At 59.0% G+C, this 17637-nt stretch carries 14 protein-coding genes; 3 read left to right on the plus strand and 11 right to left on the minus strand.

Annotated elements, in window-relative coordinates; genetic code table 11:
* Positions 1–84 precede the first annotated feature (84 nt).
* The gene (locus JFT81_RS05195; RefSeq protein ID WP_201226380.1) at positions 85–1269 is read left to right on the plus strand and encodes an acyltransferase; all 1185 of its coding nucleotides are present in this window, start codon (positions 85–87) and stop codon (positions 1267–1269) included.
* 183 nt (positions 1270–1452) lie between these two features.
* Here the strand turns inward: JFT81_RS05195 and JFT81_RS05200 are convergent, their stop codons facing one another.
* From JFT81_RS05200 to JFT81_RS05220, 5 genes are all read right to left on the minus strand, one after another.
* Positions 1453–1785: a DUF2790 domain-containing protein gene (locus JFT81_RS05200; protein WP_201204609.1), complete on the minus strand. Its 333-nt coding sequence runs from the start codon at positions 1783–1785 to the stop codon at positions 1453–1455.
* Between the two features lie 66 nt (positions 1786–1851).
* The gene (locus JFT81_RS05205; protein WP_201204611.1) at positions 1852–2055 is read right to left on the minus strand and encodes a co-regulatory protein PtrA N-terminal domain-containing protein; all 204 of its coding nucleotides are present in this window, start codon (positions 2053–2055) and stop codon (positions 1852–1854) included.
* Positions 2056–2421: 366 nt separating this feature from the next.
* Positions 2422–5574: a CusA/CzcA family heavy metal efflux RND transporter gene (locus JFT81_RS05210; RefSeq protein ID WP_201226381.1), complete on the minus strand. Its 3153-nt coding sequence runs from the start codon at positions 5572–5574 to the stop codon at positions 2422–2424.
* A 40-nt stretch (positions 5575–5614) separates the two neighbouring features.
* The gene (locus JFT81_RS05215; RefSeq protein WP_201226382.1) at positions 5615–6817 is read right to left on the minus strand and encodes an efflux RND transporter periplasmic adaptor subunit; all 1203 of its coding nucleotides are present in this window, start codon (positions 6815–6817) and stop codon (positions 5615–5617) included.
* 49 nt (positions 6818–6866) lie between these two features.
* Entirely contained in the window at positions 6867–8114 is a 1248-nt protein-coding gene (locus JFT81_RS05220) for a TolC family protein (protein WP_201226383.1), read from the minus strand.
* A gap of 589 nt (positions 8115–8703) precedes the next feature.
* On the opposite strand from JFT81_RS05220, the gene JFT81_RS05225 reads away from it, so the two are divergent.
* Together JFT81_RS05225 and JFT81_RS05230 are read left to right on the plus strand one after the other, a co-directional pair.
* Positions 8704–9378, plus strand: a complete 675-nt coding sequence (locus JFT81_RS05225; protein ID WP_086794596.1) for a heavy metal response regulator transcription factor — start codon at positions 8704–8706, stop codon at positions 9376–9378.
* Positions 9375–10808 carry a heavy metal sensor histidine kinase gene (locus JFT81_RS05230; RefSeq protein WP_201226384.1) on the plus strand — a complete coding sequence of 478 codons (1434 nt, stop codon included), beginning with the start codon at positions 9375–9377 and terminating at the stop codon, positions 10806–10808. The genes JFT81_RS05225 and JFT81_RS05230 overlap by 4 nt, the downstream gene beginning before the upstream one ends.
* Before the next feature lie 578 nt (positions 10809–11386).
* Here JFT81_RS05230 and JFT81_RS05235 read toward each other — a convergent pair.
* From JFT81_RS05235 to JFT81_RS05260, 6 genes are read right to left on the minus strand one after another with little or no spacing between them, the layout of a single operon-like run.
* Entirely contained in the window at positions 11387–13129 is a 1743-nt protein-coding gene (locus JFT81_RS05235; RefSeq protein ID WP_201204622.1) for an ABC transporter substrate-binding protein, read from the minus strand.
* Positions 13130–13176: 47 nt separating this feature from the next.
* Entirely contained in the window at positions 13177–13449 is a 273-nt protein-coding gene (locus JFT81_RS05240) for a DUF2160 domain-containing protein (RefSeq protein ID WP_201204624.1), read from the minus strand.
* A 10-nt stretch (positions 13450–13459) separates the two neighbouring features.
* Entirely contained in the window at positions 13460–14260 is an 801-nt protein-coding gene (locus JFT81_RS05245; protein ID WP_201204626.1) for a carbohydrate ABC transporter permease, read from the minus strand.
* Between the two features lie 9 nt (positions 14261–14269).
* Positions 14270–15136, minus strand: coding sequence for a sugar ABC transporter permease (locus JFT81_RS05250; protein ID WP_201148616.1), 867 nt, complete (start codon positions 15134–15136; stop codon positions 14270–14272).
* Positions 15133–16245 carry an ABC transporter ATP-binding protein gene (locus JFT81_RS05255; protein WP_201226385.1) on the minus strand — a complete coding sequence of 371 codons (1113 nt, stop codon included), beginning with the start codon at positions 16243–16245 and terminating at the stop codon, positions 15133–15135. The genes JFT81_RS05250 and JFT81_RS05255 overlap by 4 nt, the downstream gene beginning before the upstream one ends.
* Positions 16245–17339: an ABC transporter ATP-binding protein gene (locus JFT81_RS05260; protein ID WP_201204632.1), complete on the minus strand. Its 1095-nt coding sequence runs from the start codon at positions 17337–17339 to the stop codon at positions 16245–16247. The genes JFT81_RS05255 and JFT81_RS05260 overlap by 1 nt, the downstream gene beginning before the upstream one ends.
* Positions 17340–17637 lie beyond the last annotated feature (298 nt).

A 17637-nucleotide genomic window follows, 5' to 3' on the forward strand; every position in this document is an offset into this window, starting at 1 on the left:
TGAATTCGGCATCGCGTTCTTGACCAACCCGCAGGCCACCTGCCATCGTCGCGGGCGCTGAATAACAAGAATAATGAGGAACCGATGGGTAGCCGTAAAAATCTGGAAATCGAGTACTTGCGAGGGATCGCTGTCGGCATGACCTTTTTTTGTCATGTCACGATGATGCTGCCGTTTCATACCGACACGCTGCTGAGAATTTTCTCGATTTACATGCCTTGGAGCGGAGTCGACCTGTTCTTTTGTATTTCCGGTTTCGTTGTCAGCAAGGCTTATCTGGACTACTTCGACAAGCACCGCACACAAGGTCAGTTCGGGCTGGCAGCCGCCAGTTTCTGGTTGCGCCGCGCCTATCGTCTGCTGCCGACTGCCTGGCTGTGGATACTGATTCCGTTGTTCTTTTCCATCGCCTTCAACCAGTCCAACGCCTTCGGTTCGTGGTTCGACAATCTGCGCAATGCCACCGCTGTGGCGACATTCAGCGCCAACCTGGCGAAGCACTACAATTTGATCGGGCCCAGCCCCCAATACTGGAGCCTGGCACTTGAAGAGCAGTTCTATTTCCTGTTCCCGTTTTTCCTGCTGTTTATCACGGCTGCGCGCTGGCGCGTGATTGCTCTGATCGCGCTTATTGCCTTGCAATTCGGCCTGGATCGCAATCCTTATGGGGCGCCCCTCGGCGCGATGCTCGGTGACTTCCGCCTGGATGCGTTGTTATGGGGGATTCTCCTCTGCCTGTTCACCCGCACCCGTCTCTATCAACAGATAGAACCTCGCGGACTCGGTCAGGGCGTACTCAAACCCCTGCTTTGCACCTTATTTCTGCTGTACATGCTGGGCGCGGTTGCGATCCAACTGATAGCCCTGCCGATCGCCGTCGGCATGGTCGCCATCGTCTCGGTGATCATTGTCTGGCTGGCGAGTTATCAGAACGGCTACATCTACTGCCCAGCCGTTTTGCGCGGTCTCATGCAATGGCTCGGTTCAAGATCCTACGCGCTGTACGTCATCCACGTTTTCACCAACCATCTGAGCACCGAAATCTGGACCCGTGTCGCCGCCAGCCAAGGCGTACCGCTGGATAGCAGCTTTACCGTTGAATTGCTGGCGACGTCGATCGGGATATTGCTGGTGTTGAGCGAACTGAACTACCGCTTTATCGAAACACCACTGCGCAAACGCGGCGCAGAGATTGCCCAGCGCAAGTTAAGGAACGAAGCGCAGCCCGTTTCGGCCGTTGCAGGCACAGCGCCATTGCCTTTCAAGTAGAGCCGCAGTAGCGGCTCTTCCCTTTAGGAACCGCTTAATCGCAAAGGCCACTCGCCAGAGTTCCCCGTTTGCAAAACGGGACACGGACGCTGCCGAAGGCTGCGATCTTTTGACTTTGGCTTGTTAAAAAACCAGATCAAAAGATCGCAGCCTTCGGCAGCTCCTACAGAGGGTTGCGGGGCCTTAGCCACCGCTGTTGCGGCAGACACCCGCCACGCTGTATTTGAGGGTGTTGAGCTGTCCGTTCGAATCTTCGTAGGTCATGGCCGTAGGGACGACCGCGCAGGCTGGCTGGGGCTTCACGACGCTGACTATTTTCACCACGTCCAGCTTCATCCCGTACTCGTAATCCCTCACAACCGGCGGCGCTTTACCCTGGTTGGCGGCGTATTGCTCCATCGCTTTGGCGTTGGCGCTAAAAGCGCGGTCGAACGTGCGGTCACCACCGCCCTCCGCCAATACATTCGTAGACATCGCCATGACGCCGGCGAGGGTCATCAACTTGATCATCTTCATGTTTGCTCCTCCATAAAAAAGCCCGGCATCGATGCGCGATGACAGGCTTGTTCCAGCACGACGCGTTTACAGGTCTTGAGTCTTGTCGTCTTTCTTTTCATTGACGACGACCGGATTGCCAGCAGCGTTTTCCTTAGCGACAAACAGCTCTACAGAGCGGTCGTTGGCGCTCATCATTTTCTCGAAGGTGCGGTCACCGCCGCCTTCGGCCATGGCCAGGGACGACATCGCCAGAGCGGCTGTAAAAGCACTGATTTGGGCAAATTTCATCTTTGATTCCTCGTTTAAGTAACTGACGGGATCAAGGTAACAAGTCGAACCTTGCGTGACGGTGGCGTGGAAATTACATATCCGTTATGTGGCTGAACAGAAAGGCGCTCAAGAGGTTTTCAGGCTGAAGGAATAACCAGTGGCGAGGGGATTTATCCCCGTTGGGCTGCGTAGCGGCCCCTCTCTTTTGAAAAAGCAGGGGACTGCTGCGCAGTCCAACGGGGATAAATCCCCTCGCCACAAAGGCTCCACACCACTGATAAGTGGGGAGGCTGAAAGTCTCAAAGGTCCTCACCACTGATAAGTGGGGAGGCTGAAAGCCAAAAAGGCTCCTCACCACTGATAAGTGGGGAGGCTGAAAGTTGATTACTGGGTGGGCGTTGGATCCTCATCGCGGCGATGGGCGAGTTGGTAGAGGGCTGGCAAGATCAGCAGTGTGAGGATGGTTGACGACAGGATTCCGCCGATGACCACCGTCGCCAATGGCCGCTGCACTTCTGCACCCGTGCCCGTCGCCAGCGCCATGGGGATGAAGCCCAGCGACGCCACCAACGCCGTCATCAACACTGGCCGCAGTCGCGTCAACGCACCGATGTTGATCGCATCCGTGAGAGAGCGCCCCTCCTCGCGCAGATTGCGGATAAACGCGATCATTACCAAGCCGTTGAGCACCGCCACACCGGACAACGCGATAAACCCGACGCCCGCCGAGATCGACAGCGGAATATCCCGCAACCACAGCGCCATGACCCCGCCAGTCAACGCAAATGGAATCCCGGTAAACACCAGCAAACCATCCTTCAGATTGTTGAACATCATGAACAACAACCCGAACACCAGCAGCAACGCCACCGGCACGACGATTTGCAAACGCTTGGCCGCCGATTGCAGTTGCTCGAACTGCCCGCCCCAACTCGTCCAATAACCGGCTGGCACTTGCACGTCGCGCTCAATCACTGCGCCTGCTTCACTCACGAACGAACCGATATCGCGCCCACGCACGTTGGCGCTGACGATCACCAGGCGCTTGCCGTTTTCGCGGCTGACCTGGTTCGGCCCGAGCACCAGATCGAGGCTGGCGACTTCCTTGAGGGCGATAAAACCGATCTGCCCCGCGTCGCCGTTCACCAGTGCAGGTACCGGTATCAACAGCGCTGAGAGCCCATCGATATCCTTGCGCATGGCATCGGACAAACGCACAACCATGTCGAAACGCCGATCCCCTTCATACAATGTTCCCGCCTTGCGCCCGCCCACTGCGACCGCAATCGTGTCCTGCACATCGCCAACGTTGAGCCCATAGCGCGCGGCCTTGTCGCGATCGATGTTGATGGTCAACACCGGCAGCCCGGTGGTCTGCTCGACTTTGACTTCAGACGCGCCGTTGACCTTTTGCATGGCCGCAGCAATCTTTGCGGCCGTGGCGTTGAGTACGTCCATGTCATCGCCGAACACCTTCACCGCAACATCGCTGCGCACGCCGGAGATCAGTTCGTTGAAGCGCAACTGGATCGGCTGCGACAGTTCATAGTTGCTGCCCGGCAGCAACGCGGCGGCGGCTTGCAGTTCGGCCATCAGGGTTTCCCGGGACTTGCCCGGGTCTGGCCATTGGTCCTTGGGCTTGAGCATCACGTAGCTGTCGGAGATGTTCGGCGGCATCGGGTCGGAGGCGATTTCCGCCGTGCCGGTACGGGCGAACACACGCTCGACTTCCGGCACTTTTGCCAGAATCAAGGTCTCCAGCCGCTGCTGCATATCGACTGATTGGGTCAGGCTGGTGCCCGGCACGCGCAAGGCCTGCAGGGCAAAGTCGCCCTCGCTGAGGCTTGGTACAAACTCGCTGCCCATGCGGCTGGCGAGCGCGCCGCTGAGCACAATCACGCCCAACGCTGCGCCCACGGCAACGGCTCGATGGGACATCACCCAGGCCAGCGCCGGGGCATAAACGCGACGCGCGCCGCGCATCACTGCGCCCTCTTCTTCCTTGACCTTGCCGGTCACGAACAGCGCAATCGCCGCCGGAACGAAGGTCACCGAAAGCAACATAGCGCCCAACAATGCGATCACCACGGTGAACGCCATCGGGTGGAACATTTTCCCTTCGACGCCACTGAGAGCGAAGATCGGCAAGTACACGACCATGATGATCAACTGACCGAAAATCAGCGGTCGCCGCGCTTCTTTCGCCGCCGCAAACACCTCTCTGAAACGCTCGGCTCGGGTCAACAATCGCCCGTGATGCTGCTGCGCGTGAGCGAGCCGGCGCAGGGTGTTTTCGACGATCACCACCGCGCCGTCGACGATGATGCCGAAGTCGAGCGCGCCGAGGCTCATCAGATTGGCGCTGACCTTGTTGCTGAACATGCCGGTGAAGGTGAACAGCATCGACAGCGGAATCGCCATTGCCGTGATCAGCGCCGCACGGATGTTGCCGAGGAACAGGAACAGAATCGCGATCACCAGAATCGCGCCTTCGATGAGGTTTTTCTTCACCGTGGCGATGGCTTTGTCGACCAGGTGCGTGCGGTCGTAAACCGGCACGGCGACGACGCCTTGCGGTAAGGATTTGTTGATCTGTTCGAGCTTGCTGGCGACCGCTTGCGAGACCGTGCGGCTGTTTTCGCCGATCAGCATGAACACCGTACCGAGCACCACTTCGCGGCCATTTTCAGTGGCGGCGCCGCTGCGCAGTTCACGGCCGATGTCTACGTTGGCGACATTCTTGATGCGGATCGGCGTGCCGTCGACATTGGCCATGACGATGTTGGCGATGTCCTCGGTGCTCGCCACTTGCCCCGGCGCGCGGATCAGCAACTGCTCGCCGCTGCGCTCGATGTAGCCGGCGCCAACATTGGCGTTGTTGCGCTCCAGCGCGGTGACCAGATCGGTGAGGGTGAGCTTGTACGCGGCCAGGCGTTTCGGGTCCGGCGCAATCTGATATTCCTTGGCAAAACCACCGATGGTGTTGATCTCGGCGACGCCCGGCACGTTGCGCAATTGCGGCTTGATGATCCAGTCCTGAATCACCCGCAAATCAGTCGGCGTGTACGGCGTGCCGTCGTCCTTCAGCGCGCCCTCCCTGGCCTCGACCGTCCACAGGAAAATCTCGCCGAGGCCGGTGGAAATCGGCCCCATGACCGCTTCCGCGCCTTCGGGCAATTGCTCCTTGGCGATCTGCAAACGTTCGTTGACCAGTTGGCGGGCAAAGAACAAGTCAGTGCCGTCCTTGAAGATCACCGTGACCTGCGACAGCCCGGAGCGCGACAGCGAACGCGTCTGTTCCAGCGCCGGCAAACCGGCCATCGCGGTTTCAATCGGGAAGGTGATGCGCTGCTCGGTTTCCAGCGGCGAAAAACCCGCCGCGCCGGTGTTGATTTGCACCTGGACGTTAGTGATGTCAGGCACGGCATCGATCGGCAGCTTTTGATAACTGGCGATGCCGAGGCCGGCCATGAGCAGAACGGCGAGCAGCACGATGATGCGCTGCTCGATGGCAAACTGGATCAGGCGTTCGAACATGAGGGCCTTCCGGGATCAGTGAGAGTCTTCAGCGTGCTTTTCAATGACTGTGCTCGGCCGAAGCTTTGCCCAGTTCCGATTTGAGGACGAAGCTGCCGGCGCTGGCGACTTGTGCGCCGGCGTCCAACCCTTGGGTGATTTCCACAAAACCATCCGCGCGGCTGCCCAGCTCCACGGCTCGCGTCTCGAAGCCGTCGTCGGTACGCACGAACACCGTGGGTTTGTCCTCGACGGTCTGGATCGCGGCTTCCGGCACGGCGACTTTCGCCTGACGGCTGTCGGTGGCCACCAGCGCGGTGACGAAAAGCCCCGGACGCCATGAACCCTGCGGGTTCTCCAGGGTGACGCGAACGGTCGCGGTGCGGGTTTGTTCGCCGAGCAAGCTGCCAACGTAAGCCACGCTGCCGGTAACGTGCGCATTCAATTCCGGGGCGCTGACGGTGACCGCTTTGCCTACCTGCACCTTGTTCAAATCCTTGGGCGAAACGCCGAACGTCACCCAGACTCGCGACAGATCCGAAAGCGTGAAAGCCGCGCTGGTTTCATCAACCACCTCCCCCGGCGTCAGGTGTTTTTCCACGACAACGCCGTCAAACGGCGCACGCAATTCATAGCGATTGCCACCGGTGGCGACGACACTGCCGCTAAGCACGCTGATTTTTTGCCGAGCGTTGTTCACGGCGATTTCGGCTTCTTCCAGCGCCTGGCGCGCCTGGAGGAAATCCTGCTCGGCGGAGATCTTGTCTTGCCAGAGTTTCTTCTCACGTTCGTAGGTAGTGCGCGCCAAGGCCAAACGACGTTGCGCGGCCGCCTGTTCGCTGCGCTGATCGGAGATCTGCTGACTGGCGATGACGGCCAGCAACTGGCCCTTCTTCACCGCTTGGCCGAGGTTGACCGCTACCGACTCGACCACGCCGGGCACACGCGGCACGATGTGGGCGGTGCGGTCTTCGTCGAAGCGTACTTCGCCGGGAAACGGCAGGCCGAGACTGATGGTCTGCGCCCGCGCTTGAGCCAATTGAATACCAGCCGCAGTGACCTGCTCGGCGCTCAATTCGATGTGCCCTTCCTCGGCATGCTCGCCTTCGGCAGCGGCGCCCTCCTCGGCGTGATCCGCGTGATCGGCATGTTCCGAGGCCTCATCGGCGTGCGCGTCGATAGCGCCATTGCCCGGCCACATCGAGCCGATGCCGATGCCCAATGCCAGCGTCGCCGCAGCGACCACGATCAGTTTTTTATCCATGGAAACTCCTCTGCGCCGAACCTGCGCGCAGTGATTTGAAAAGTGAAATTCAAGGGCTGACGGCGAGGTCGCCGAAGATCCGTTCGATACGTACGCGGGCGTCGGTCGCTTCGCTGACGGCCTGGATGTATTGGCTACGAGCGCTGATCAATGTGCGTTGCGCGTCGAGCACATCGAGGAAGCCGAACTTGCCCATTTCAAACCCACGGGTGGCGCTTTCAACGGCGCTCTGCGCGGCGGGCAGGATGGTCTGGTTGAACGCGCTGACTTCGCCATTGGCGGTCTGCCATTGCGCCAGCGTGGTCTGGATTTCCGTGCGCAAACGCAACTCGGTGGCGTTGCGCAGATCCCGCGCCTGATCGCTGCGCCGCGCCGCCGCCAGCACGTTGCCCTGATTGCGGTTGAACAGCGGAATCGGCATCGACAGCCCGACCACGTTGACCCGCTCGCGCTCGTTTTCGCTGTATTGGCTGCCAATGCTCACGGTGAGATCGGGAATGCGCTGGGATTTTTCCAGGCCTAAAGAGGCTTCGCGCTGATCGATCTGCAACTGCGCCAGACGCAGCTCGGCGGTCTGGTTCAGACGCTCAAGCAGCCGGTTTGGCGGCGGCACGTTGATGAGGTTTTGTGTGGCGGTTTGCACCGTGGTCGAGGTCGGTAACGGCGCTCCCATGACCTGCGCCAATTGCTGATAGGCGTTGGCCTGATCGCGTTCGGCGCGGCTCAACTCCAGGCGTACTTCGGAGAGCTGCACTTGCGCCCGCGTGCCCTCGACCGGGGAAGACTTGCCGGCCTCGATCCGCCCTTGCGCCACGCGCAAACCGTGTTCGGCCAGTTGCATGGATTGGCGCGACAACTGCAAGCGTTGCTGCGCGGTCTGGGCGCTGTTGAACGCCTGAATTACGTCGGCGCGCAAGGCGTTGCGTTTGCGCTCAAGCTCGATGCCGGCGGCGTCCTGCGCACGGCTGGCGACGTCAATGCGCGCACCGCGTTTGCCGCCCAGTTCGATCGGCTGGCTGAGCATCACCGTGGTGGTGCGCGAGTTGCGGCGGGTGTCTTCAGCCTCCCACGAGACTTCGGGATTGGGGATCAGGCCAGCCTGTTGGCGGTCGCCCTCGGCGATGCCGATTTCCCATTGTGCAGCGGCCAGATCCGGGTTGCCGGCCAAGGCCGTTTGCAGGGCCTGATCGAGAGTCAGGGTCGAGGCGCTCGCGAGGCTGGTACTGGCCAGCAACAGAATGCCGCTGGCTGCTTTTTTCAGGCGTGATCGCGCCGTCAGTTGTCTTGAACCGGGCAATGGAAGACTTCCTTCATTGAGGATTTTCGATGCCGCCACGGTAGGGTTTTGAACTTATCGACAAGGTGACTGGAACATTACAAATCCGTTATCCACGGTTCCGCCAAGTTGTTTTGTTCTAGGATGCGAAGTACGAATACAGTTACTGCAATACATGGAAACAAATGCGCATTAGTTATCTGCTGAACAGCACTTGCTTGAATCGAACTAATGAGAACTCTGCCATTTTCACTGCGACCGACTGTCGCAGAGTACTGTTTTACACCGCTTGCTCGTTGACCCTGTAGTCGCTTCAACCTTTATTGTGCCGTCCCCCTCACCCCAGCCCTCTCCCGGGGGAGAGGGAGCCGACCGAGGTGTCTGATACTTTCCATCGACCTGTTAAATCAAGTCGATTATGGATTCAGTAAAGATGCTCCACGTCGGTGTAGTTCTGAAGCATCTCACGTTCAGTCCCCTCTCCCGCTGGGAGAGGGTTAGGGTGAGGGGCTTCTTATCGTTATTGAAAACGTCCGGAAGACCTTACAAAAACAACAACTTTCCCGGTCACCTTAATTACTTTTCCATTCAATGAAAGTGGTGATTGATCATGCGAATCCTTGTCGTCGAGGACGAGCTTAAAGCTGCCGAATACTTGCATCAGGGTTTGACCGAAAGTGGTTATATCGTTGACCACGCGGCCACTGGCGCGGATGGTTTGCATCTGGCGCAACAACAAGCGTACGACCTGGTGATTCTCGATGTGAACTTGCCGGAACTCGACGGTTGGGGCGTGCTGGAACAACTGCGTCGAACCCATTCAACGCGGGTGATGATGCTCACCGCACGCGGGCGTCTGGCGGACAAGATTCGCGGCCTCGATCTGGGCGCCGACGATTATCTGGTCAAGCCGTTTGAGTTTCCCGAACTGTTGGCGCGGGTGCGTACCTTGATGCGCCGCAGCGAAAATATTCCGGTGCCGCAGGTGCTGAAAGTCGCTGATCTGGAGCTTGACCCGGGGCGCCATCGCGCATTTCGCGGCGAGCAGCGCATCGACCTGACCACCAAGGAGTTCGCCCTGCTGCACCTGCTGATGCGCCAGTCTGGCGAGGTGCTGACCCGTACGCAGATTATCTCGCTGGTGTGGGACATGAATTTCGACTGCGACACCAACGTGGTCGAAGTATCGATCCGCCGCCTGCGCGCAAAAATCGACGACCCGTTCGACAACAAACTGATCCACACCCTGCGCGGTGTCGGCTATGTGCTGGAGGCGCGGGAATGAAGCCGGCCAGCCTGTCGATGCGCCTGGGTTTGACGGTGAGTATTCTCGGCGCGCTGCTGGTGGTGTTTTTGGCGATCCTCGCCTATTTCGCCCTGACCCATGAGCTGAATGCGCTGTCCAGAGACAGTCTGGAAAAGAAGATGGAGCAGGTCGAACACAGCCTGGCGTTGTACGTTGACGCCAACGAAGTCACGGGCAAACCGCACATCTTGCTTGATCAGGTGATGGGCCACGACAACCTCACGCTGACGATTTACGACCGCGTCAATCAGCGCTCGCCGCTGCTCAAGTCCGGCAGCGGATTGAGCGACCCGCGGGTCGAATTGAAAGCCGTGCGGGCAACCACCGATCAATTGGCTTATTCAGAGAGCACCGACGCCGAGGGGGCGAAATTCCTCACCGTGTCGAAGCTGATTCGCCTCAAGGATGGCAGCAGCGTGCCGGTGCTGTTATCGATCGATAACGCCCACGATCAAGCCTTGCTCAGCGCGTATCTGCGCTCGACGCTGATTGCCTTGCCGTTGCTGCTGGTGTTCATCGGTCTGACCGCGTGGGGCGCCGTGCAGCGCGGATTGGCGCCGATGCGTGAATTTCGCAAAGTGGCGGCGATGGTCTCCACGCAAGACCTCGATCATCGCTTGTCGGTGGTGAACATGCCGCAGGAATTGAGCGAACTGGCACAGGGCATCAACTTCATGCTGCACCGGCTCGATGCGGGCGTGCAGCAGTTGTCACAGTTCTCCGATGATCTGGCCCATGAGCTGCGCACACCGATCAACAACTTGATGGGCAAGGCGCAGGTAACGCTGTCGCGCGAACGCTCGGTGGATGAGTACAAAGATGTGCTGGTGTCGTGCACCGAAGAGCTCGAGCGCGTGGCGCGGATTGTGTCGGACATGTTGTTTCTGGCGCAGGTCAGTCATCCGTCGGCGCTGGCGCCGTTTGAGTCGGTGGCGCTGGAGGTTGAAGCGGCGAAAGTCGCCGAGATGTTTTCGTTGTCGGCGCAGGACAAGCAGATTCGTTTGAATGTGGTGGGGAGTGCCTCAGTGCTCGGGGATCGATTGATGATTCAGCGGGCGATTTCGAATTTGCTGTCCAACGCTTTGCGGCATTGCCCTGGCGGGAAAACCGTGACGTTGCTGATTGAACAAGGCGCGGCGCAGACCTCACTGCTGGTCAGCAACCCCGGCGCGGGAATCGAGGCTCAACATCTGCCGCATTTGTTCGACCGTTTCTATCGGGTCGACAGCAGTCGTTCGCGTTCACAGGGCAGCACTGGGCTGGGGTTGGCGATCGTGCGCTCGATCATGAGCCTGCATCAGGGTGTAGCGGACGTTAAAAGTTTGCCGGGGGCGATGACCGTGTTCAGGCTTGGGTTTCCTGCGGCGACACCCATGGCCCCATCGCTGGCAAGCCAGCTCCCACAGTGATTTCGACTGTTCCCAGGTTTGGTCAGCACCGCTGAAACCTGTAGGAGTGAGCCTGCTCGCGATGGCGGTGGGTCAGTCGATATCTTTGTTGTCTGACACACCGCTATCGCGAGCAGGCTCACTCCTACAGTGATTTGCGGTGCATGCGGAATTTGTGGCCACCACAGGAATCTGTGGGAGCTGGCTTGCCAGCGATGGCGGTGGGTCAGTCGATATCAATGTTGAATATCAGAAAGCAATCGCTGGCAAGCCAGCTCCCACAGTGATCTCGACTGTTCCCAGGTTTTATCAGCACCGCTGAAACCTATAGGAGTGATTGGTGGTGCATGCGGAATTTGAGGGCTACCACAGGAACCTGTGGGAGCTGGCTTGCCAGCGATGGCGGTGGGTCAGTCGATATCAATGTTGAATGTCAGAAAGCAATCGCTGGCAAGCCAGCTCCCACAGGATCTGCGATATGCCCGGGGTGTGTGGGCACCGCTGAAACCTGTGGGAGCTTGCCTGCAAGCGATGGCGGTAGGTTGGGCCCCATAAAAAACGGCACCTTGCGGTGCCGTTTGCCTTTCACATTGCCACGATCACTTGCGCGCATCCGCCCAGGATTTCAGCAGTTCGTTGTAGCTCACGGTCTCGCCCTGCGGCTTCTCGTTGGCCAGTTTCGGTTTCGGTGCGCCCGGTTGATCGAACCAGTATTGCGCATCGCGTTCCGGGTTCATTTTCGGCGCGCACACCGCTTGGGCTTTGGAGCGTTCGAGGCGCGTCATGATCGCGTCCTGATCCTTGGCCAGGCCATCCAACGCCTGTTGCGGAGTCTTCTCGCCGCTCGCCGCTTCGGCGATATGGCTCCACCACAACTGCGCCAGACGCGGATAGTCCGGCACATTGGTCCCGGTCGGAGTCCATTGCACGCGGGCCGGGCTGCGGTAGAACTCGACCAGACCACCGAGTTTCGGCGCCAGATCGGTCATCGCCTGCGAGTTGATATCCGACTCGCGAATCGGCGTCAGGCCAACGATGGTTTTCTTCAGCGACACGGTTTTCGAGGTGACGAACTGCGCGTACAACCACGCCGCGAGTTTCTGTTTCTCAGGTGTGGACTTCATGAACGTCCACGATCCCACGTCCTGATAGCCGAGCTTCATGCCCTGCTCCCAATACGGCCCGCGTGGCGACGGTGCCATGCGCCATTTCGGCGTACCGTCGGCGTTCATCACCGGCAGGCCTGGCTTGGTCATGTCGGCGGTGAACGCGGTGTACCAGAAAATCTGCTGAGCAATGTTGCCCTGCGACGGCACCGGGCCGGACTCGGAGAAGGTCATGCCCGCCGCTTCCGGTGGCGCGTAAGCCTTGAGCCAATCGACGTATTTCTGCGTGGCAAACACTGCCGCCGGACCGTTGGTGTCGCCGCCACGGGTCACGCTGGAGCCGACCGGGTGGCAATCCTCGACACGAATGCCCCACTCGTCCACCGGCAAACCGTTGGGCAGACCCTTGTCGCCGCCACCGGCCATGGAGAACCAGGCATCGGTGAAACGCCAACCCAGCGACGGGTCTTTCTTGCCGTAGTCCATGTGCCCGTAAATGCGTTTGCCGTCGATTTCCTTGACGTCCTCGCTGAAGAATTTGGCGATGTCTTCATAGGCTGACCAGTTCACCGGCACGCCCAATTCGTAGCCGTACTTTTCCTTGAACTTGGCTTTCAGATCGGCGCGCTCGAACCAGTCGGCGCGGAACCAGTAGAGGTTGGCGAACTGTTGATCAGGCAATTGATAGATCTTGCCGTCCGGCGCGGTGGTGAACGAGATGCCGATGAAGTCCTTGATGTCGAGGGTCGGCGAGGTGAAGTTCTTGCCTTCGTTGGCCATCAGGTCGGTGATCGATTCAGTCTTGCCGTAACGGAAGTGCGTGCCGATCAAATCCGAGTCGTTGACCCAGCCGTCATAGATGTTCTTGTCGGACTGCATCACCGTCTGCATTTTCTCGACCACGTCGCCTTCTTGCAGCAGGTCGTGGGTGAGCTTGATCCCGGTGATTTCGGTGAAGGCCTTGGCCAGCACTTTCGACTCGTATTCGTGAGTGGTCAGGGTCTCGGAAACGACCTTGATTTCCATCCCGCGAAACGGCTCCGCTGCCTTGATGAACCACTTCAACTCTTCGAGTTGCTGATCGGCCGTCAGGGTCGACGGTTTGAACTCACTGCCAATCCACTTTTTCGCCGCGTCTTCGTACGCATCGGCCCAGGCGGCTGCGCTCAAACCGCTGAGTGCGAGCATGGCTGCCAATGAAATGCTATGTCGCAGCTTATTGTTTTTGTCGAACATAGAGACCTCCTGTTTAAGTTGTGGAGCCAAGTTGTCGAGCGATTCGACTAGCCCCAACGCATCACAGCCAACAGCCACACCAGGGACAACGCGGACGCGACCCAGATGCTCCAGTCGGTGACGCCGATTACCAGCAGATGCAGGTAGGCGCTGCCGAGAAGACCGATAAACAAGCGATCACCACGGGTGGTGGCAATCGGTAGAAGACCTCGCCGCAAAATGCTCGGCGAGCGCAATTCCCACGTGGTCATGCCCACCAGCAGCAGACCAATGGCGATGAAGAACCCCGCTGTCGGGGTCGTCCAGCTCATCCATTCCATCATCAGCTCCTCAGACCCGGCCGAGGGCAAAGCCCTTGGCCACGTGGTTGCGAACAAACCAGATCACCAGCATGCCCGGCAGAATGGTCAACACCCCCGCCGCTGCCAGCACGCCCCAATCGATGCCCGATGCTGAAACCGTGCGCGTCATGACGGCGGCAATCGGCTTGGCGTTTACCGAGGTCAACGTGCGCGCCAGCAGCAGCTCGACCCAGGAAAACATGAAGCAGAAAAACGCCGTGACGCCGATGCCGGAGCCAATCAGCGGAATGAAAATCTTCACGAAGAACTTGGGAAAACTGTAGCCGTCGATGTAGGCGGTTTCGTCGATTTCCTTCGGTACCCCGGACATGAAGCCTTCGAGAATCCACACCGCCAGCGGCACGTTGAACAGGCAGTGCGCCAGTGCCACGGCAATGTGCGTATCGAACAGGCCAATCGACGAATACAGCTGAAAGAACGGCAGCAGGAACACCGCGGGCGGCGCCATGCGGTTGGTCAGCAACCAGAAGAACAAGTGCTTGTCGCCCAGAAAGCGGTAACGCGAAAACGCATAGGCCGCTGGCAACGCCACACTCAGCGAGATAACGGTGTTCAGGCTGACGTAATACAACGAGTTGAGATAACCGTTGTACCAACTCGGATCGGTGAAAATCACCTTGTAGTTGTGCCAGGTGAAATCCTGCGGAAACAGCGTCAACCCACCGAGGATTTCCGTGTTGCTCTTGAACGACATGTTCAGCAGCCAGTAGATCGGCACCAGCAGGAACAGGATGTAGATCAGCAACGGGATAAGCTTTCTTTTGCTCATGGCCGGGCCTCAGCGGTTGGCGTCGGAGTGCGTCATGGCGGTGTAGAACAGCCAGGACACCAACAGGATGATCAGGAAGTACACCAGCGAAAACGCCGCTGCCGGACCGAGGTCGAATTGGCCTACCGCCATTTGCGTCAACGTCTGACTCAAGAAAGTCGTGGCGTTGCCCGGCCCGCCGCCGGTGAGCACGAATGGCTCGGTGTAGATCATGAAACTGTCCATGAAGCGCAGCATGACCGCGATCAACAGCACGCTTTTCAGTTTGGGCAATTGAATGTGGCGGAACACCGCCCAGGCCGAGGCCCTGTCTATGCGCGCCGCCTGGTAATAGACGTCGGGAATCGCCCGCAACCCGGAGAAACACAACAGCGCCACCAGCGAAGTCCAGTGCCAGACGTCCATCACCAGCACCGTCACCCAGGCGTCCATGGTGTTCGCCGCGTAGTTGTAGCTGATGCCCATCGCGTTGAGGCTCGACCCCAACAGACCAATGTCGGCACGGCCGAAAATCTGCCAAATGGTGCCGACTACGTTCCACGGGATCAGCAGCGGAATCGCCAGGATGATCAGCACCAGCGATGACCAGCGACCCTTGGTCGGCATGGTCAGCGCGACGGCAATGCCCAGCGGGATTTCGATCAGCAACACGCAGGCCGAATAGATGAACTGGCGCAGCAATGAGTCGTGCAAGCGTGGATCGAGCAGCACTTGCCGGTACCAGTCAGCACCGACGAAGTAGCGGCTGGACTGGTCGAAGATGTCCTGCACCGAATAGTTGACCACGGTCATCATCGGGATCACCGCACTGAACGCCACCAGCAGGAACACCGGCAACACCAGCCACCAGGCCTTGTTGTTCTGCACCTTGTTCATGGCTGCACCTCGCTGCTGTCGGCTTCAAGGAGGAATTCATCGGCATAGACCATCAGCCACTGCGCCGGGAAACTGATATGCGCCGTGCCTTGCGGCACCGGTTTGTCTTCCGCCAGGCGCACTTTCAGCGGCGCGCCGTCGAGGTCGAGGGTCATGATCTTGTAGGTACCGAGGTCTTCGACGTGTACGACCTGTGCCTGCATCGCGTCGTCAAACGGCTCGTCCCATACATGAATGAATTCGGGACGGATGCCGACCTTGAGGTTTTTCCAATGACCGTGTTCGATATGCCGCTGCATGGCGTCGGACAACGGCAGGTGCGTCGAGGCGAAACCGACGCCGCCGGGCTGCGGCTGCACTTCGATCAGGTTCATGCCGGGGCTGCCAATGAAGTAGCCGACAAAGGTGTGGCTTGGCCGCTCGAACAGTTCCCGTGGCGTACCGAACTGGACGATCTGCCCGCCGTACATCACCGCGATCTTGTCGGCGAAGGTCGAGGCCTCCAGTTGATCGTGGGTGACGTAGACCATGGTGATGTTGAACTGCTCGTGGATCTGCTTGAGCTTGCGTCGCAGTTTCCATTTCAGGTGCGGGTCGATCACCGTCAGCGGCTCGTCAAAAAGGATCGCCGAGACGTCGTCGCGCACCAGGCCACGACCCATGGAGACTTTCTGTTTTTCGTCGGCGGTGAGGTTGCGCGCCTTTTTGCTCAGCAGGTTTTGCAGGTCGAGGACTTCGGCAATTTCCTGCACCTTGCTGTGCACTTTCGCCTCGGCCATGCCCTGATTGCGCAGGGGAAAAGCGAGGTTATCGAACACGGTCATGGTGTCGTAAACCACCGGAAACTGGAAAACCTGAGCGATGTTGCGCTTCTCCGGCGTCAGGTCATTGACCGCTTTGCCGTCAAACAAGACATGACCTTGCGAGGGGCTGAGCAATCCGGAAATGATGTTGAGCAAGGTCGACTTGCCGCAACCCGACGGCCCGAGCAAGGCGTAGGCGCCGCCCTGTTCCCAGACATGATTCATCTCGCGGATCGCGTAATCCTCCGCGCCGCCTGGGGTTTTGCTGTAGCTGTGGGCGAGGTGCTGCAAACGGATTTCGGCCATCAGGCAACCCTCGCGACACGTCGGCCGGGGGCTTGCACCAAGCGGCCCTGCGCATCGAAAACGAACAGTTTGTGGGTCGGGATGTAAATGCGGATCGGCGCATCGACGTCGTATTCGTGAACACCGGACAGGTGCAGTACCAACAGGAAATGTTCGTTGCGCACATGCAGGAAGGTTTCCGAACCACTGATCTCGGCGACTTCCACGGTGACTGCCAACTCCAGATCGTCATCGTTGCTTGGCACCAGCGAGATATGACTGGGGCGTACGCCAAATCGAAACTCACCCTCGCCCACCGGACGCAAATCGACGTTCAACGGAAAGTGCACGAAGTTGGCGAAGCTGACTTCGTTGCCGGCGATGCGACCGGGCATCAGATTGATCGGCGGTTCGGAGAACAGCTCGGCGGCCAGCACGGTTTGCGGCTGGTGATAGACCGAGGTCGACGCGCCGCTCTGGATCACCCGACCTTCGTGAAGAATGGTCGTGGTGCCGCCCAGCGCCAACGCTTCGTTGGGCTCGGTGGTGGCGTAGATCGCGATGGTATGGCGCGCCTTGAACAGCTCGCGCATTTCCTGGCGCAGCTCTTCGCGCAGTTTGTAATCGAGATTGACCAGCGGCTCGTCGAACAGGATCAACTCGGCGTCCTTGACCAATGCGCGAGCCATCGCCGTGCGCTGCTGCTGGCCGCCCGAGAGCTCCAGCGGATAGCGTTGCAGAAACTTCTCGATGCGCAGCATCTTCGCGGTTTCCTGCACTTTGCTGTGGATGATCTCTTTGCCGATCCCGGCCTGACGCAGTGGCGAGGCGATGTTCTCGAATACGGTCATGGTCGGGTAATTGATGAACTGCTGATAGACCATCGACACGTTGCGCAGACGCACCGGGCGCTGGGTGACGTCGACGCCGTTCATCAGGATGCGGCCGCTGTCGGGCTTGTCCAGACCGGCCATCAAACGCATGAGACTGGTTTTGCCGGACAGCGTACGACCGAGCAAAACGTTGAAAGAACCGGGTTCGAATTTCAGGCAGGCATCGTCGATCCAGGTCTGGCCCTCGACGGTGCGGCTGACGTGCTCCAGGGTGAGTGACATGGCTCGGCCTTTTTATTATTGGAGTCAAGCGACCTGTACACGGGAGCGAGTTTCATGCCAGAAATGGCAAGTGGTTGATTTGTCGTGAAAATCGTTGAAAGCGCGGTGATTGAGCATTCATTGCTGAACACATTTGAACAGTCGGGCGATTGACAATGAACAATAGTGAACAACACTCTATGAACGCCTTTTGCCCGATCCTGAATGCGAAATAGATCCCCTGTGGGAGCGAGCCTGCTCGCGAAAGCGCTGTGTCAGTCAATGCAACTCTGTCTGATAGACCGCTTTCGCGAGCAGG

Source organism: Pseudomonas sp. TH43, assembly GCF_016650635.1.
Lineage (GTDB): Bacteria > Pseudomonadota > Gammaproteobacteria > Pseudomonadales > Pseudomonadaceae > Aquipseudomonas.

What these genes read in the sequence shown, in the direction of transcription:
- JFT81_RS05195 (WP_201226380.1), top strand. Translation starts at nt 85, where the DNA reads ATGGGTAGCCGTAAAAATCTGGAAATCGAGTACTTGCGAGGGATCGCT.
- JFT81_RS05230 (WP_201226384.1), top strand. Translation starts at nt 9,375, where the DNA reads ATGAAGCCGGCCAGCCTGTCGATGCGCCTGGGTTTGACGGTGAGTATT.
- JFT81_RS05215 (WP_201226382.1), bottom strand. Translation starts at nt 6,817, where the DNA reads ATGGATAAAAAACTGATCGTGGTCGCTGCGGCGACGCTGGCATTGGGC.
- JFT81_RS05250 (WP_201148616.1), bottom strand. Translation starts at nt 15,136, where the DNA reads ATGAACAAGGTGCAGAACAACAAGGCCTGGTGGCTGGTGTTGCCGGTG.
- JFT81_RS05225 (WP_086794596.1), top strand. Translation starts at nt 8,704, where the DNA reads ATGCGAATCCTTGTCGTCGAGGACGAGCTTAAAGCTGCCGAATACTTG.
- JFT81_RS05260 (WP_201204632.1), bottom strand. Translation starts at nt 17,339, where the DNA reads ATGTCACTCACCCTGGAGCACGTCAGCCGCACCGTCGAGGGCCAGACC.
- JFT81_RS05210 (WP_201226381.1), bottom strand. Translation starts at nt 5,574, where the DNA reads ATGTTCGAACGCCTGATCCAGTTTGCCATCGAGCAGCGCATCATCGTG.
- JFT81_RS05200 (WP_201204609.1), bottom strand. Translation starts at nt 1,785, where the DNA reads ATGAAGATGATCAAGTTGATGACCCTCGCCGGCGTCATGGCGATGTCT.
- JFT81_RS05240 (WP_201204624.1), bottom strand. Translation starts at nt 13,449, where the DNA reads ATGGAATGGATGAGCTGGACGACCCCGACAGCGGGGTTCTTCATCGCC.
- JFT81_RS05205 (WP_201204611.1), bottom strand. Translation starts at nt 2,055, where the DNA reads ATGAAATTTGCCCAAATCAGTGCTTTTACAGCCGCTCTGGCGATGTCG.
- JFT81_RS05255 (WP_201226385.1), bottom strand. Translation starts at nt 16,245, where the DNA reads ATGGCCGAAATCCGTTTGCAGCACCTCGCCCACAGCTACAGCAAAACC.
- JFT81_RS05235 (WP_201204622.1), bottom strand. Translation starts at nt 13,129, where the DNA reads ATGTTCGACAAAAACAATAAGCTGCGACATAGCATTTCATTGGCAGCC.
- JFT81_RS05245 (WP_201204626.1), bottom strand. Translation starts at nt 14,260, where the DNA reads ATGAGCAAAAGAAAGCTTATCCCGTTGCTGATCTACATCCTGTTCCTG.